We start from the raw sequence: 17,045 nt of genomic DNA, 5'->3' as shown, positions 1-17,045 counted from the left end.
TTTGCTTATTTATTTTTGCAATCTGATCGAATGGCGCTGACTGCCAAAACAATGTCATCGTCCGAGAGAAACGGAGCTTGTGCGAATACAAGTCCTTGCTCACCATTGAGCTTGGCAGCCATGTGCCCTCTACCCAGCAGCAATTCAGCTCCGGGCCGATCAAGCGCGATCTTAGAGGTGGCCTCGCTGGCGACCTTGAGAATTAAACGGTTGCCCAAGTTCTCGCGTAACTGCATGGGCATCACGTCCTTGTCAGGCCGCTGCGCCGCAAAGATTAGGTGAATGCCAGCGGCGCGAGCCTTCACACCGAGCCTTTGCACGGCAGCTCCCACCGCGCCCTTATAGGCGTCATCCAGCATCCAATCGGCGAACTCGTCATGGATCAGGAAAACCATGGGCAGACGCGCATCTGGCGCAGCTTTGGCGTTAAACGTGGCCAAGTCGCGCGCCCGGGCCTGAGCGAATGCCCTATATCGGTTCTCCATTTCTTCGACAAGCGCCTCTAACACTTCTGTCGAACGCTCTTTGGTTGTGATGATCGCCTCACGCATGTGCGGCAAGTCTTCCAAGGCGGCATAGTCGACGCCCATTTTTGGATCGATCAGGACAATCTGAGCGAGCTCCTTCGGATTGGTCGCAGCGATGTCGAGAAGAATCGCCTGGATCAGAACCGACTTCCCGCTGCCAGTGGCTCCTGCTACAAGAGAATGCGGCTCGTGCGACGACAATCCGCCAAACTCTCCGCCAAGGTTTAAATAGAGCAATGAGCCATTGATCTCTTGAAGCCCCAAGACGAATGAAGTATTGATGCCGGCCACATTCCGATTGAGCTGCCGCTTGGCCCACAAGTCCCATAGCGACACAGCCTGACGTTTAATACCCGCAATTGTCACCACAATCTCGCCAGGCTTGGGCTGCACGGTCACCAAACTGATGGCGTGAGTGGTCAGCAGTTGCGTGCGTTTCGCCTCAACGTCTTCGACCCTTAGGCGATCCGAGCCAGCCAAGCGTACCAGGCAGCCATTGGGTGTCATGCGCGTGCCCAATACAGCAGCCTGCAAACCGTAGCCGTTCAAGGCCGTTTTGAGCTTCTTGGTGGTCTCCTGCGCCCATGCCTCGCGCTCATCATCCGCCACGGCCAACCCAGCCTGCTTGGCAACGATCAGAGCCGACAAATGTGGCCCTACTAAGGCCGCCGCATTAACCGAAGCAACCGCCTCGTCTTGCGCGAGTAGCGTTGCGGGTGTCGCGTCCACGGGAGCGGCCGTGGACGGGCTTGGCTGAGCCGGTTGAAGGGGCTCAACGATGACCTTCATTTCTTGCGCTGGATCCGTTTTCTGGCCAAGCTGCTCCATCATCGCATGCCAAGCGACGCGCGCTGCGGGCCGCTTGAACTCGACCGACTTCCACGGCTCGGCTCCCCCGAGCAAAGCCCTGGCATCATCAGTGGCGCCGACTCCGGCCGCGTAGGCTTCCACGAGCTTGCGCAACTCCGGCCGATCAAAGACCTCCTGCCAGGCTTGAACGTCGTCGGTGTCGTCGATCTCGATTTGCTCGGATACCGATTGAGACTGCTCCGCCTGCACGGAATGCATGAATACATGCGAGTAGCCACGTAACGCGATGTCCACGTCCCCTTCGCGCAGCTTCGCCCGAGCCCGTTCCAACAGTCCCGAGAGACCCGGCGGGATCTCCGCATCGATCAACAAGTCGGCCAAGCGCGACAGCCACACATCGCGGTCCAGCCGACCTGGGTCGCCAAACAATGCAGCGCGGAACGTGGTCAACGTCGCCATGAGCTGCGCTTTGGATGATCGTCTGGCCTCGGCAGCCCCATCAGCATTAACATATTTGGACTCGACTACTGTGATGCGCAGCCGAATCTTGTCATCGACTTCCTCAACACATAGAGCCAGGATGTCGGCGATCCGGCTTTCGCGCTGCGCGAGCCAGTCGGCATAGTCATCGAGCAAGAAAAACACGCTGAACGACTGGCCGACAGCGGCTTGAGCGGCGAATTCTTCGGAGACCAAATGGCGGCTGAGGACCAGGCCGAGCATTTCGCCAGCGGAGACGCCGCGCTTAGCAGCTCGCAGGACGATGTCGCCTGATACCGATAGGGCGTCCTTCTTCATCCGCGCAGCGACTGCATCAAGTTCGTCGCCGCCAAGCGAAAGACTGAGCTCGCCCAGGCGCCGACGAATTAGTACGCCAAGCAGGCGCAACTCGGAGGTTGAGCTCACGATCATGTTGCGACCGTTCGTGGAAGCTCGGCGGTATCGCACTACCGTGATGCCGTTGTGCTGCAACTGCCGCTTATCAAGCAACTCGTCATAAGTGGCAACCCACTCGGCCAACGCGTGGGCATCGTTCATAGTCGAGGCCAAAGCCTCATGCTGCAAAGAGATGCGACGCGCAGGCAGATAGCGGGCCCCCACCGGAGCGTCAGTCTGGCGATGCACTGCGGCGACAGCGCTGACATAAGCCCAACCCGAGGCGGTCTGCCAGGGGCAGGTCAGGAAAGTGGTCGATTTAAGCTCGTTCTCACCCGAAACGCTACGATATGACCAACGCGATGGAGCATGCTCCAAGCTAGGCCGATCATTGGTCCAGTCCATAGGGAGCCACTCTTCGACAGCTGTGCGCGACACCACATCATGCAAGAACGCCACATCGAACGGCTTGAAGCCGCCCTCGTTTTGACCTGGCGTCGCGGAGGCCGGGGTGACGGCAATGCGCAGCTTGGAAATGAAGTTATCCGATGTCTCGCTGACCACCGGCATGTCAGAATCATCCCCCGCCTTGTTGACCAGTTCCGCATAGACTCGGCGCAGCTTAGCCGGATCGCTGTGCCTGACAGATACGTTGCACTGGAATTCATCCTCCGTTTGCAGGCCGGCGAGCTCGCGCACGGTGGCCAATGGAAGCTCAGCCGCATCGGCGTTGTAAAGCAAGACGCTCAGATTGGCCGCCTCGTGAGGCTGGAGGCCAATGTAGCGCTCCAAAAGTTCACGCGCTTGCTTGGCCGCCGCCGTCGGGTCGACGTCCGTCATCGAATCCTCGTCGCCACGGACGGGCCGCTCAAAGAGACTATATCCATTGACGGTGCTGCACTCGGACATAAGCAACGGCTCGCTGCCACGCTGCAAAACCGCGACCTCGGGATAGAACGGATGAGATAGCTCTTCGGAAAACTCTCGGAAGAAAATGTCGCGGTGCCCAAACAACACGCTGTCACTGGTGAGCAAATGGGTCGCCAGGCCTGCCACGCGTCGGGTCTTCACCGCAAGCGCCTTCATGCGCTCCGGGTGCCAAGGTGGAATGATGAGCGACGGCTGTTCCCCTGACACGCGGGCTGTGCCGATCGAGAGCACCTCGGCCACCAGTTTCGCGCGACACACATCCCCTCGGGCATGGATCATCAACGCATTGAGCAACGCGGCAAACGACTCCGCTTGGCGCATGACAGCCTCGCCTTGCAGGCCGGTATCGACGAAATCCTTCATGGCCAAAAGGTAGTCAGCCTCGAATGCGTCCCAAGCCGCGCGCAACTCGTCACGCTGTTCTTTGGTCAACCGCCCCTCGGCCGCAAGATCCTTGATGCGATCTTTGATTTCGGCCCTGAAACTGCGCAGCTTATTGGCAGGCGGAACCAGCGAGCCGGCATCGCGCGAGAAAGTGGCTTCAAGCGTTCCAGTGTCGAGCAGCGAGACGCTCTGCACGCCGCCCTTCTTGCTGACCAGACGACGCGGAACTTCGGTGCAACCGACTGCGCCCTTTTCCAACAGGCGGCGCATGTCGGACACCATCGCCAGGCCGATGGATTCGGGGCGATAACTCCACACGAGTTGCGTCTTGTCGATGACCGTTTCGCGATCACCCACTCGCTGAACGAGCGCCACGTCGAATTTGATCTGGACTGCGTTCCGGGCCAGCGATGAAACAGCTTTGAGCGTCCCCCGAAGCTCCTTCTCCCTGGCGAAGAACTTCTCGTAATCAAAGAGCGGGTCAGGCAGGTTACCGGCGCCCATGCGCTCAACCCTCCAATCCACCTTCGAGCCCATCAGCTGGTTCAACCCGCGATACATCGCCGAGAAGTAGGAGCCCACGTCGTAGTTGAAGCGCTCACGCCACTCCTTGCGTCCCTTGTTAACGGTGAAGCGGAGGAATCGCTCCCCCGCCGTGTCGCCAGCTCCGGCTAAAAGATGGTGAGCTACGCTAATAAAGCCATCAAGAAAATCGGTGCATTCGATGGCCTTGCCAAAGATAGCTTTCTCCCAGCGCGCATGGAGCTGCCGGGACTGCTCGATGTGGCGCCGGTGCAGCTCGAAGAAAATCTTGTCGTCATCATTCCATTCGGAGCGCTTCTCGCGGGCCTTGAGATCTTCAAGGTGGCGTTTCCATTTTTCGTCGAGGGCCTCGGCATCCTCACAATCGTGCTCGAAAAACTTCAACGTATGCTCTGCCAACCCCTGCAGCTTCTCCTTGGGCTTGTCGAAAATATGGCAGACGCCATCAGTTTCCCATTCGAGTTCTGCTACTTCGGCGGCTACCTGGCTGTCACCTGCCGGAGCATTAATGAATGCTTCCAAGGCCACGCGTGCAGCATCGGAAATATCGGCCGCGTTGTCTTCCAAACGTTGGCGCATTTCATCCTGGTCAAGTGGCTGGCCATTTGGCCGCAGCCGCAACATAAGCGGTGCGCGATGCGTGAATAGCTTATCAAAAGCCTTCTTCCACGGTTTATCAGAAGTCCCATAGGTTCTCGCGTTAGCGAAGAACGACGTGTCTCTTGGCAGGCCCACCTTAGGCAAGGACCAGCCGATGGCGTCACGAATCGGCAAGCCACGAGCTGGAGACATCGCCTCAGTAATATGGGCGCAGAAATCGCCGAGCTGAACCAGCGAAAGATCGCTGGCAGAGATCAAACCTTTAAGGGCCGAGCGGAACACCTGACGGTCGTCTGGAACCGGCGCGATGCCTGCGACATGGCATGTTGCATCGACCCAGGCGCACACGTCAGCGCGCAGCTCTTTGGCGCCCAAGGCGGTAACGTGGCCAAGCGTATCGGCCAGGTTGTGTTCATTGCCGTTGGCGGTGAGGATCGCCTCTTTGTCCGTTTGCGCATTGTTGCGCACAAAGCCAGCGTTATGCTGAATCAGCGATTCGGGCGGCAGTCCTTGCCCTTCGACCAAGGACTCGGGAATCATGAGGTCAACACGCGCGGTAAGATCGTGGTTGGCCATCACCGCGCGAACGACTGAGGCGACTTGCGACGCCGACAGTTTGTCGAGACGGAACAGCGCCGCCGAATCCTGCGCCGAGCCATCGGCCTGGCGAGCGTCACTAATACGCTTCACCAGTATGTCAGCGCCGACGCGCCCAATGATCCGATCGGTCAGCAATTTTCTTCTCCCTTAAATCCAAATGGGTTTTCCACGAACGAGCATGAGTCGGATAGCCGACGCACCAACCCTAGCCCAACCAGCCGCGCTTCCAGATTGGCGCGGTTCTCGCTGAGCACTTCCTGGTCCACCTTCTTATCTGCTACAAGGCGCGAGCCTTCCGCATCGCCAATGACGATTCCGTAGCGCCTCTTGGCCTCGGATAAAAACTCGTCGAACTGCATGCGGTCATTGACGATTGCCACCACCAACGTCTTGATGAGTCGGTCGTTGGGTGCGTATCGCGTGCGCCGGGCAAGGCGCCGCGAGCTAAGCCCAATGGCCCTTGACCACGAAGCGTGAATTTTTCCAACATGCTGCTCATGACGGGAGAGCGCCATATCCACTAGGGTCTCAATAAGCTTGTCTCCGGACATGCGCGTGTAGTCTGCCTCGTCGTCCGAATCGCTCGACGGCCACTGGAAGAGCTCGCGCATGATGCTAGCCCGCTCCGCATCGGGGTAGTCCGAATTGGACGCAGCCTCCCACTCCGACAGCATGCGGGTTTGCTCAATGGACGCCCGGACAGCTTTGGGCGAAAGACCCTGGTTGAGTTGGTAGCTGTCGCCGGATAGAGCCCGAACCTTGGTTCGTTCCTTGGAGACGATTTCGCAAACAAATTCCACAGGCTCGGCATCGCCCGCTGGGACCTTGGCCTGTTCAAGGAAATAGAGCAGTAGGTTCAGTCCAGCCGAGGTGATCAAGTGCTCCAAAGCGTCGTAGATCGGCATGTCCTTGGCAAGAATCGCCAACCAGTCGTCACAGAGTTGATCAAAGCGTGGGTTGGATGCATGAGGTAGATACCCCACATCGCGCGAGTTGGATGCCAACTGCGGCTCGCCCTGCAATGCCCGGACAAGCCGGTTCATCGGGGCCGAGCGGTTGAAGAGCCGCTCAGAGAGTTGCGCTCCGAGCTCCGGCCCATGAGTCGCGCGACTAAGCATCAAATAGAGCAGTTCGCCGGTCCGCGCGAAAAACCGACGGTCATTGCTCGCCCCACTCGAGTCGATCCGCAAATCTTCGAACATCGCGTCGGGGCCAAAGGGAAAGACGAACTTCGAGCTCCAACGCTTGTTGCTGCGAGCTTCAAACGCCGACGACCGCAGCAATTCGATGGCCTTGGCAAAATCGTCAAAGCTGGAAAATGCTTTGCGTAGATAAGCCATATCCTCGTCGCCATGCTTGGTCGCATCTTGGGCAAACATGACACCCCACTCGCGCCACTTCTCCTCGTCAGTGATGGACCGTTCGCGGATCGCCTCGACGAAGGGATTGTTGAACAGCAGGCCACGAAGGCGAATTTGATGCTGGGGACGGTATCGCACCTTGTCATCCGGAGTGGCGATCAACGGGCTATCAAGATTCGATCCCAGCACGCCCAGGAATTCCAGCACCGTCAAATGCGGCAACTGCTCATCATAGAGACGATGGCCCCAAATATGCTCATCGACGGCGAAGTCGACCCGATCAATGTCAACGCGCTGTCTCATTCCGAAATCCTCACGGTTATAGGCCGAGAGAACCCATGGCCACCTTGTTCAATGTCGATAAAGTTGAGCGTCAGCGAGCCGTTGTCAGCGCCGACCTCTTCATCGTCGTCCAGATGGCTCCTGCCTCTAATGAGTTCTGCCTTGCGCAGCAACTTGGCTTTGAACGCCAGCATGTCCTCTAAGCATTCGTTGGAAAAACTTCCCGGCAATGCGCCTTCTGCAACGCGCGAAAGGAACTCAAACCGTGTAGGCGTGAGATCGAAGGCCACGGAATTGCCTGGGCCTTGGGCCAGCGATACGTCTAGCAAAGGCCGACCAGTCTTCGCATCGAGCTTGATAGCCATGCCCACTCCGTTGACGCGCCGCGATGGGGCCTCGGTATCGCAAAGGACGCTGACACGCGATTGGGTAAAGCCTCCTGAGCTAGCGACGAAAATTCGATCGACATTGTCGATCAACAGGCCTGTCATCACTCGATTAAGGCCGCGCACAAGTCGACCACGCACAACCTCGGCAACCGCCTTCTTTTCTTGGACTGCGGCGCGCATCTCTAAATACTCACCCGCGAAACGGAACACCGTCATCGCCCAGAAGGGATAGCTTTCCTCACCGGGCGGCAAGGTGAAAAAGAGCCTTCGGCGCTGCTCCTGCAGTAGCTCCATGAAGCCTGCGGCTCCTCCGTCAATCCGGGCGGCCTCTTCACCTTCGAGATATTTATTCTGGGCGCTTAATAGCCTAGGCGTGGCGCCGTAGACGGGATCGCTACCGACTAAGCGGGCGAACGTCGGTGCGAGCTTTACGTCGTCCTTGCCGTAGACCAGCAGGCCATCGGCACCATTCGTAGTCTCGTCGCCAACGCCAAAGGACGCCATCGCCTTAAATACAGGCCGGTCGGCAAGCCGCCGCTTGGGCAGGTTCGCTCCGAACGCATTGCCATAAACGCTCGCGCGATCCACCGCTCCTTGCTCTTGAATCCTTGCGACCTCGGCGCATGACATTAAGCCGTCTTTGGCGTCGCGGTGTCCCAAGATCATGTTGGCGCATAGCGCGAGTAGGTCGCGGACTGGCAAATGCTGACCATTGAGCCTGGCAATCTCCACCAAATCGCCCAAGCGGCGCCCCAGTTGAGCGGCATCGCTCCTGCCGAGCAGGCGCTCCCGATTCTCATAGATCGGACAGACTTTGCCGTCAGATTTCAATAAGCATCTAGCGCAGCTATCCCATTCGACGTGCTTAGCGACCGCCGCGACTACTTCCTCCAAGGCCATCCGGCCCACGCTACGGCTTAGATCGAACACGGCGAGACGCTCGGGCTCTTGGCCCGCCTGCAAAAAAAACTCCTGCAATGGTTTGCGCAAGGGATGTTTGCGCTCTTGTCTGCGTCCTAAGTCGCGAAGCCTGTCTAGCACTTGGCCGTGATTGGCGGCTAAGATAACGATCTCGGTGTTGTCGCCACCAAGCACCGACTTTTCAAGACGGGCTAACGGGGCATCGCTTTCTTCTCCGTTGAACTCGCTGAGGTCTTTGATGAATACAGCCAAACGGCCATCGGCTAGGCGGTGCTCCTTGATGTTTCCCTTTGCGGCCCACGCGCGCGGGTCGCCGCCCATTGATGCCCACAGCGCGCGGCAGTGGTAAGTTTTTCCATCGCCGGCCGTTCCGGCGATCAGCATGGAACCCGGCTTGCCCGAGGCGACATGAGCCTTCATGGGTTCGAGCATCGGCGTGCTGAGAGCTATAGGCTGCACCTTGGCCCGGCCCACGGCCCCGGCCACATATTCGTCGAACATTGTCAGATTGTTCGGGGTCGGTCCATAAGTACGCAGGAAACGCACCCACGCACTTGATGGAGGTGCGCCCGGCTCATTGGCAATCGTAGTTTGCTCTGTCAATTGCTAACTCCCGTATGAATGGTTGGCTGTCTTGTCATGGTTGGCCATCGTTGGCTGGGTTTCGATATTGCCGCGTCCCGTGAAGGCTCCAATGGCTCAATACCAGGCGCTAGCATCGCGCTTTCGATACCATATAGAATTGGCGTGTTGCGAAGCGAAAGGTGGTGGGAATCTGGATCGCGCCGATGGTCCGGACTGGCGTCGATGGAGCAACGCCGCAAGACGTAGCCAGCGAGGGCCGCTCGAGTCTTTATCTTCAACACGTCGGCAGTCATGGCGTAGCCGGCCTCAATCGCCTTGGGCTGCTTGATGCCTGGATGAGGAACGATTTTCAAATCCACCATCCGCGCCCATTGTTCATCGGTACTGAGAAGTTCGCGCGCCTCGGGTTCGCAATCTAGCTCTTGGACCTTGGTAATACGAGTCAACACAAAGTCTCCGAACCGCTGGCGCTCGCGGTCAAACGATCGAACGTGCCAACGCTGGCCATTGTCCGCCAAAGCGGCAGGGACGATATCGCGGAGCTTCGGCCCAGAGGAAAGAGACAAATAGTTGACGCGGATCGGACTTCTGGCGAACAAAGCTCGGGTGGTGGCAGCTCGGATATCCATGTCTGGACGCGGAAGCCGGCCTGGTTCCTCGCAAAGAGCTGACTGTTTTAGCCCCAACTCTAAGCCATCGCCGAAACCCAGCTGCAGCCAACTGAGCACGCGTTCGGAGCGGAACTCAAATATCGGCGTGAAACCATCGGCAGGGCGATAGCGCCTACTTACTTGGTCATAATCGAGATTGGCTGGTGCGATCTCGCGGTAGATGCTCAGGTCGCGCGAAGCCGCCGCAGGTTTGATGCCAAAGCGCGATTCTATGTCACCGCGTTGGAGTTCACCCGTGAAAAAGGCCTGCAACTCCAGGAAAGCCAACCGCTCTCGCTTAGTTTGCGACAACCCGATGTCCGCGACCTTCAATAATCTCCCCTATGCTTTTCGCCTCTAGCGTGAAAGCAAACATCGCGCCAAGAGTTGCAATAATAGCATACGGGTCATTTTGATACGGTCTAGACTATACTTTTCGAGCATGTTCACACCAAAAAAGAAGTTGAATAACAACTTGGCTTATTGGTATATGCGACGTGCTGCGCTAATACTAGGACGAGCGGCCGGAGCGTGGGTAAACAAACAACCCGAAGTCGCAGTGGTCAATGAGCAGCGGGATGACAAACCCCTCTAACGACCGCTCGACGGTCGCTGCCAACTCTTAGCGACTATTCCGGTAATTGAACGTAAGCGGCCAGCCGCCCCACCTATGAATTTGTAATCGGCCTCGTCACACTGGCGCTTTCGGTTATTTCGAGAGGGCAGATTGTGGTCAATTCAGAACGAGTAAAGATCTGGCAAGAACGTCTGGCGCAATGGCGAGCGAGTGGCTTGTCGCAGCGCGCGTTCGCACTCAAACACGACATCCCGTTTCGGCAGGTCGGTTACTGGGCTCGGCGGCTATCAGGTGGGCAAATGGCGCTGGCGCCGGCACTGATGCCTGTGCGGGTTGTGCCGGCGCCGGCCCCCGCAGCACCCCTCAGCCTGCGCAGCGAGCAAGGCTGGACATTGACGCTGCCACGCGATGTACCGGCCAGCTGGCTGGCCGAACTGATGCGGGCGCTGTGATGCAGCTGTCCGCCGAGGCGATCTGGCTGGCAACGGCAGCGGTCGACATGCGCACCGGAATCGATGGCCTGTCGCTGCACGTGCAGCAGGCGCTGGGGCGCCCACCGTGCGACGGCACGGCCTACGTGTTCGCCAACCGCCGCCGCACCCGCCTCAAGTTGGTGTGCTGGGACGGCACCGGCGTGTGGATGTGCCTGCGCCGCCTGCACCGTGGACAGTTCATCTGGCCGCAGGCCGACGCAGCGAGCTGGCAGATCAGCGCCGAGCAATGGCGCTGGCTGGTCGCCGGGGTGGACTGGCAGCGTCTGTCGGCGCCAGCGCAGGCGCAGTGGCGACTGTGACGACGTCATCTGTTTTACTTGTAAACGTCACGCCCGCCCTGTAAACTACAGGGCATGGACCTGCTCAACGAACTTGCCCGCACCGACATCGATCCAGCCTTGCTGGCGCAGGTGCAGGCGCTGTTCGCGCAACAGCAGGCCAAGCTGGCCGAGAAGGACTTCAAGATCACGGCACTGACGCACGAACTGGCCTACTACCGGCGAGTGCGTTTCGGCAAGGCCAGCGAGGCGCTGGTCGGCGAACAACGCCTGCTGTTCGAGGAAACGGTCGACATGGACCTGGCCGCCATCGAAGAGGAGCTCGAAGGCCAGGCGCCGGCCAAGCCGCGTCGCAAGCGCGCCGGGCGCCAGCCGCTGCCGCCAGAATTGCCGCGTATCGAGCACCGCCATGAACCCGAGTCGTGCCAGTGCGGCCAATGCGGTGCCGATCTGGTCAAGATCGGCGAAGACGTCAGCGAACAGCTGGACGTGGAGCCAGCGCGTTTCTTCGTGCATCGCCACATTCGCCCACAGTACGCGTGCCGTCCGTGCCAAACGGTGACGGCCGCGTTGATTCCGCCGGCCGTGATCGATGGCGGCATGGCCGCCGTTGGCCTGCTGGCGTGGATCGCGGCCTGCAAATACCTGGATCATCTGCCGCTGTACCGGATCGAACAGATCGCCGCCCGCCAGGGCGTGCCGCTGGCCCGCTCGACGCTGGCAGAGTGGATCGGGCGCATCGGCGTGGCCCTGCAGCCGCTGGCCGACCGGCTGGCTGAGCTGTTGCTGCAACAGGCCTGCCTGCATGCCGACGAAACCCCGGTGCGCCAGCTCGACCCCGGTAGCGGCAAGACCCGTCACGCTTACCTGTGGGCTTACCGCTCCGGCGTGCATGACGGTGGTCCGCCCATCATCGTGTTTGACTACCAGACCAGCCGCGCTGGCGCCCATGCGCGCGCCTTCCTGCAGGGCTGGCGCGGCTATCTGATGGTGGACGACTACGCGGGTTACAAAGCCCTGTTCGCTGGCGGCCCCACCGAACTGGCTTGCCTGGCGCATATCCGGCGCAAGTTCTTCGACGTGCATGCCGCCAGCGGCAGCCCGGTCGCCGAAGAAGCACTGCGCCGCATCGCGGCGCTGTACGCGATCGAGCAACAAGGCGCGGGACTCGATCCGCCACAACGCCTGGCGCTACGCCAGCAATTGGCGATGCCGGCGCTGGTCGAACTGCATGCCTGGCTGCTGGCGACGCAGCGTGCCGTCGCCGTCGGCAGCGGCACGGCCAAGGCCGTCGAACATGCGCTCAAACGCTGGCCGGCGCTAGAGCGCTATTCCAGCTCGGGTACGCTACCGATCGACAACAATCCGGTCGAGAACGCCATTCGTCCGATCGCCATCGGCAAGAAGAACTGGCTGTTCACCGGCTCGGAGCGCGCCGGCCGCCGCGCCGCAGCGATCCAGAGCCTGTTCGCCACCGCCAAGCTCAACGGCCTTGACCCGGCGCGCTGGCTGGCCAGCGTATTGGAACGTCTCCCGACGTGCCCCAACAGCCAGATCGACTCGCTGTTGCCATTCCCGGACTCTACCCAACGCTGAACACGCTGTACAGGTGGGGCGGCTGGCCGCTTACAATTGAACCACTACAGGTAGGCGCGTAGAAACGAGACGGCTTACGAACGTCCGCCACGCGCAAGCGGGACAATTGTGGCGTGTAGAGCCGCTCGGATGGAGGGTGATGACAAATAAAGCGGCAGCCAGGCAAAGGCCGGTGTGCGGTGAATACATCCCTCTGGAGGCGGCGACCCTCTGACATTGAGGCGCCTATGACTCTACTGATCCAGTGCTGGTAACATCGTGCGATCTAAAAGGATGGTGTGTTGTTTGAAATTTCGCTCGCAAATAAAGATGTCGTCTTTAGGGCCATTTTTGGGGCCCAGATTGCGGAGTTGCATTCTTGACGAACACCAGGGGCAAGTTGCTGTAAGTCGGTTGATGTGTAGGTTATCGCTATTGCTTAATTCAAGGTAGTACCTACGCAACAGTATGTGCTCGAATCTACGTGTCTTGAGCACAGAAGAAATGGCGAAGAAAGTCATACCCAGCCCGAAGAGCAACATCGCCGCAGGAGTCCAGTTTGAAGGTCTCCCAAAAAACGAAGGCAGCAGCGTGAACAGAAGGGCAATGACACCGGCAAATGTGACCCATCCGCCAACACGTGCAAGTGTAGTTCTCGGGATAGTTCTTCCCCCCAAAGCAGGGTGCCGTTCTATTCCCATGTCATCCGCGCTAAAAGTTGGTTGGCCATTAGCACTTTGCATGGGCGCGGCTGGCTGTATGTGCCTGAACTGAGGGTAATGCTTGAAGAATTCCTCCTCGTCTTTGGCTAGGTCAAAAACTACATCATTCCAGAATAGCAAATCCACTGAAAATTTGCCTGTTGCGGCTCGGTCTAAAGAAAGAATGCGTACCTTTTCTTGAAGCAGGCTATCGCGGCTAGATGTGGTAGCGATGTATAAAGCCGAGAGTGGAGGACTGAACGACTCTGCGTTCCTTATTTCAGCCAATACCGTATTTTCGGAAATTCCGCCGATGGTATTTTTACATTGGATACCAATTGTTGCCTTATTGACCTGCCCGAAAATGTCGACTCCGTCTTGCTTCTGACCCGCACGATCGTTACGGAAAAAATGTGCTCCCTGCCAGCGTAGCTTGGCAGCAGATAAAGAAATGTCTTCGAATTCATCCCACGACTTTGGCGGAGGAACATGAGAGCCAGCGATGGTAGGCATATGACCGATCATTCTTAGTAGGTGGATAACGGAGCAATCATGTTATTACAAGAATATCCGTGCGGCAATATCGTCGTGCTGGGGGACGGCCAGATTGGCCGTTGCTGCACTATGGCTGTCACGCATATCCCGCTCTTCAGGAAGGCTGGCGTTCCCCCTATGTCAGGATAGATGTCGCGTCACTTGAATCACTTTAATCCATCCGGGGGCGGAGCAAAGACGTATAGTGAATCAGTATCCAGCAGAGCGCAAGGAAGCCATCCTTCGGCAAATGATGCCGCCGGAGAACAGGCCGGTATCGGCCTTGGCAAAGGAGAATGGTATCTCGGAACAGACACTTTATACTTGGCGACGAAATCTACAATCTCAGGGAGTGGCGGTGCCGGGAAATGGAAAGAATGCCGTGGTGTGGTCGTCGGCGGATAAATTTGGGGTGGTGCTGGAGACAGCACGCATGAACGAGGCCGAACTGGCTCAATACTGCAGGAGCAAAGGCTTGTTCGTCGAGCAGGTTGCCGATTGGCGCGAGGCCTGCCAGCAGGCCAATGAAGCGCCGGCCGAGCGTCACCGCGAACTGCGCGCGCAAGGCAAAAGCGACCGCAAGGAAATCAAGCAATTGAAGAAGGATTTGCAGCGTAAAGAGAAGGCACTGGCGGAGGCGGCGGCGCTGATCATTCTCAGAAAAAAAGCCCAGGCGATCTGGGGGGAGCCAGAGGACGATTGATCTGCGCCCCAGATCGCCAGCAAGTGATTACGCTAGTTGAAGAAGCTGTTGACGGCGGATGTCGCCGTGCGCAGGCGTGTGGTGCGCTGGAGATCAGCCTTCGAACCTACCAGCGCTGGATGCAGGGCAGTGATGGCAGTCAGGCGGACGGGCGCAAAGGCAGTCGGCGCGTGGCACCGGCCAACAAATTGAGCGAAGAGGAACGCCAGCAGATTGTGAAGGTTGCCAACAGCCCTGAATTTGCCAGTAGTCCACCTAGCCAGATCGTGCCGACCTTGGCTGATCGGGGCGAGTATCTAGCATCAGAATCGACCGTCTACCGGATATTGAAAGACGAGAAGCAGCAGCATCACCGCGGCCGAGCCAAGAAGCCCAGCACAAGGGTCGTCACAAGCCACTGCGCAACCGAGCCGAACCGCTTGTGGGCGTGGGACATCACTTGGCTGCCGACCAGCGTGCGAGGCTTGTATCTTTACTGGTACATGGTTCTTGACGTCTACAGCCGCAAGATCGTCGCGCACGAAGTGAACGTCGCCGAGTCTGCGGAAATGGCGTCGCTGCTGATGCGCAAGGCCAGCTTGGCCGAGGGGCTGGCCGGGCGTGAGGTGGTGCTCCACTCGGATAATGGCAGCTCAATGAAAGGCTCCACAATGTTGGCGACGCTGGAAAAGCTTGGGATCATGCCGTCGTTCAGCAGACCCCGTGTGAGCAACGATAACGCCTACGCCGAGTCGCTGTTCCGGACTTGCAAATACCGGCCAAACTATCCGAGCAAACCGTTTGAAAGTATCGAAAAGGCGCGACAATGGACGCTGTCATTTGTGCAGTGGTACAACCATCAGCACAAGCACAGCGGCCTGAAATTCGTGACGCCTGCGCAGCGCCATGATGGTCGGGACGGAGCGATCCTAAAATACCGCAAGCAAGTCTACGAGGCCGCCAAACAACGCCATCCTGAGCGCTGGGCCGGGACTACGCGGGATTGGGAATTGAACGATGAAGTCTGGCTGAATCCAGAACGGAAACCACCAGAGGAATTAAGAAAAGCTGCATGACTTGACGCGACATCTTTGTTGACAACTACCGCGTTCGTGCGTCGTTAATAGAAAATTCGGAGATGGGTGTTGACGGGATTGGGTAGTGAGCGCTTCCTCTGGCCGTACTGGAAATGGACCGACACAAGGACTTTGCGCCGCACAAACAAAAACGCCAACCAGCATTGAACTGACTGAACTGACCCCGTAAAGTTGGACGGTTAAGTTTGTTAGGCGGCCAAGGGCTGGGTTCTGTATTGCACGGGACTCAGCCCTTTTAGTTTCATCTTAATACGGTCGTGATTATAGTAGTGAATGTATTTCTTGATGCCGGTTTGTAGCTCTTCGACGCTGCTGAATTTGTTCAGGTAAAAGAACTCCGATTTCAGCACTGCGAAGAAGCTCTCCATTGCCGCGTTATCGAGGCAGTTGCCCTTACGCGACATGCTTTGCACAACGTGCTTGTTCCGCAACGCCCGCTGATACGCAGGCATTCGGCCTTGCCATCCCTGGTCCGAATGAAGAATGGGGTTCTCGCCCGCTTTAAGCTTCGCCAGCGCCTTCTTGAGCATGACACCCACCAGTTCGAACGCTGGCCGCCTGGCGGTCTCAAATGCAACGATTTCGCCGTTGTACAAGTCCATCACCGGAGATAGATACAGCTTCTCGCCAGAGACATTGAATTCCGTCACGTCGGTGACCCATTTCTGATTGGCGCATGGTGCATCAAATTGCCGCTTCAGAACGTTAGGGGCAGCGTGGCCTACTTCGCCTTTGTACGAACGGTATTTCTTTGGCCGCACCAGTGACTTGAGACCGAGCTTGCCCATCATGCTTTGAACGGTCTTGTGGTTGACCTTTTCGCCCAGCTGCCGAATCGCCGCTGTGACCCTCCGATAGCCGTAGCGCCCCTTATGGAGGGCAAAGATGATGCCAATCTGCTTTTTCAGTTCCTGATGCTTGTCGCAGACCTGCGCCGCCTTCTGTTGATAGTAAAAAGTGCTGCGCGCCAAGCCGGCCAGCTTGAGCAGGCCAGCCAGGGGAAAGTGCTGCCTTAGTTCAATAATTACTTGCGCTTTTTGCGTGCTGTCGCCTGCGGTAGCTGCTGTGATTGAACTAAGGCCCGCAACTTTTTTAGGTAGGCCACCTCCATGCGCAACTGATTCACCTCTGCGACCAACTCCTCGTGGGTACGCTCTGAATCATTAACGGGCAAAGATGGCTTTGTGTCTGGAGGGCTGGGCATTTTCGTGGGTCTGCCACGGCGACGTGGCATGAGGGCGTCTATACCGCCCGTATGATAGCAGCGCTCCCATACGCCCACGGCGGCATGATGCCGAATATTGAAAACTGCAGCAGTCTTGCCATAAGACAAGTCATTGGCCCACATATGTTGCAATACCGAAAGCTTGAAGTCTGCATCATAGTGGCTGAACTTCTTTCGCAAGCCGTCCTCACCATGCTGGCGAAATAGTCCCACCCACTTGCGAACCATGGAGTAAGGAACACCATGCTGGTTCGCCAAGAATTGGAAACCACTCGCGCCGGCAAGGTATTGCTTGACCACTGCCAGCTTGAACTGTTCTGCGTACTTCGACATGAAAAACCCCAATAGGTTGGTGTCCAACTTATTGGGGTCAGTTCAGCATGAGTGGGCGTTGCGTGAAAGAATTCTTGGTGGCCCGGGGCGG

At 58.0% G+C, this 17,045-nt stretch carries 9 protein-coding genes and 1 pseudogene; 4 read left to right on the top strand and 6 right to left on the bottom strand.

What is annotated here, in order from left to right; translation table 11 throughout:
• Nucleotides 1–5: 5 nt before the first annotated feature.
• From H4V96_RS20585 to H4V96_RS20570, 4 genes are read right to left on the bottom strand one after another with little or no spacing between them, the layout of a single operon-like run.
• Nucleotides 6–5,405 (bottom strand): FtsK/SpoIIIE domain-containing protein, encoded by a 5,400-nt coding sequence (locus H4V96_RS20585; protein ID WP_280721134.1) that lies wholly within the window; start codon nucleotides 5,403–5,405, stop codon nucleotides 6–8.
• Nucleotides 5,399–6,934, bottom strand: coding sequence for a hypothetical protein (locus H4V96_RS20580; protein ID WP_196857115.1), 1,536 nt, complete (start codon nucleotides 6,932–6,934; stop codon nucleotides 5,399–5,401). The genes H4V96_RS20585 and H4V96_RS20580 overlap by 7 nt, the downstream gene beginning before the upstream one ends.
• Nucleotides 6,931–8,826, bottom strand: coding sequence for a hypothetical protein (locus tag H4V96_RS20575; protein ID WP_196857116.1), 1,896 nt, complete (start codon nucleotides 8,824–8,826; stop codon nucleotides 6,931–6,933). The genes H4V96_RS20580 and H4V96_RS20575 overlap by 4 nt, the downstream gene beginning before the upstream one ends.
• The gene (locus H4V96_RS20570) at nucleotides 8,823–9,791 is read right to left on the bottom strand and encodes a WYL domain-containing protein (protein ID WP_280721133.1); all 969 of its coding nucleotides are present in this window, start codon (nucleotides 9,789–9,791) and stop codon (nucleotides 8,823–8,825) included. Before H4V96_RS20570 ends, H4V96_RS20575 begins: the two co-directional genes overlap by 4 nt.
• A gap of 543 nt (nucleotides 9,792–10,334) precedes the next feature.
• On the opposite strand from H4V96_RS20570, the gene H4V96_RS20565 reads away from it, so the two are divergent.
• Genes H4V96_RS20565 through H4V96_RS20555 form a run of 3 tightly spaced genes read left to right on the top strand, consistent with a single transcriptional unit; the run spans nucleotide 10,335 to nucleotide 12,403 of the window.
• Nucleotides 10,335–10,487, top strand: coding sequence for a hypothetical protein (locus H4V96_RS20565; RefSeq protein ID WP_196857117.1), 153 nt, complete (start codon nucleotides 10,335–10,337; stop codon nucleotides 10,485–10,487).
• Nucleotides 10,487–10,828, top strand: a complete 342-nt coding sequence (tnpB, locus tag H4V96_RS20560; protein WP_280721202.1) for an IS66 family insertion sequence element accessory protein TnpB — start codon at nucleotides 10,487–10,489, stop codon at nucleotides 10,826–10,828. Before H4V96_RS20565 ends, tnpB begins: the two co-directional genes overlap by 1 nt.
• Nucleotides 10,829–10,882: 54 nt before the next feature.
• Complete coding sequence (locus tag H4V96_RS20555) at nucleotides 10,883–12,403, top strand: IS66 family transposase (protein ID WP_196857119.1); 1,521 nt, start codon at nucleotides 10,883–10,885, stop codon at nucleotides 12,401–12,403.
• 233 nt (nucleotides 12,404–12,636) lie between these two features.
• On the opposite strand, the gene H4V96_RS20550 is transcribed toward H4V96_RS20555, so the two are convergent.
• Nucleotides 12,637–13,596 (bottom strand): hypothetical protein, encoded by a 960-nt coding sequence (locus tag H4V96_RS20550; RefSeq protein ID WP_196857120.1) that lies wholly within the window; start codon nucleotides 13,594–13,596, stop codon nucleotides 12,637–12,639.
• Nucleotides 13,597–13,867: 271 nt separating this feature from the next.
• Between H4V96_RS20550 and H4V96_RS20545 the strand changes: the two genes are divergently transcribed.
• Nucleotides 13,868–15,375, top strand: a protein-coding gene (locus H4V96_RS20545) for an IS3 family transposase (RefSeq protein WP_280721166.1) whose coding sequence is annotated in 2 segments (ribosomal slippage) — nucleotides 13,868–14,285 and nucleotides 14,285–15,375 — 1,509 coding nt in all. Because the reading frame shifts where the segments join, the coding sequence is not laid out codon by codon here.
• A 209-nt stretch (nucleotides 15,376–15,584) separates the two neighbouring features.
• On the opposite strand, the pseudogene H4V96_RS20540 reads toward H4V96_RS20545, so the two are convergent.
• A pseudogene (locus H4V96_RS20540) lies at nucleotides 15,585–16,954 on the bottom strand (IS3 family transposase).
• Between the last annotated feature and the right edge of the window lie 91 nt (nucleotides 16,955–17,045).

The organism is Janthinobacterium sp. CG_23.4 (assembly GCF_029892305.1).
GTDB lineage: Bacteria > Pseudomonadota > Gammaproteobacteria > Burkholderiales > Burkholderiaceae_D > Janthinobacterium > Janthinobacterium lividum_D.
The sequence above is the reverse complement of the archived record's forward strand: the minus strand, read 5'-3'. Positions and strand labels throughout refer to the sequence as shown.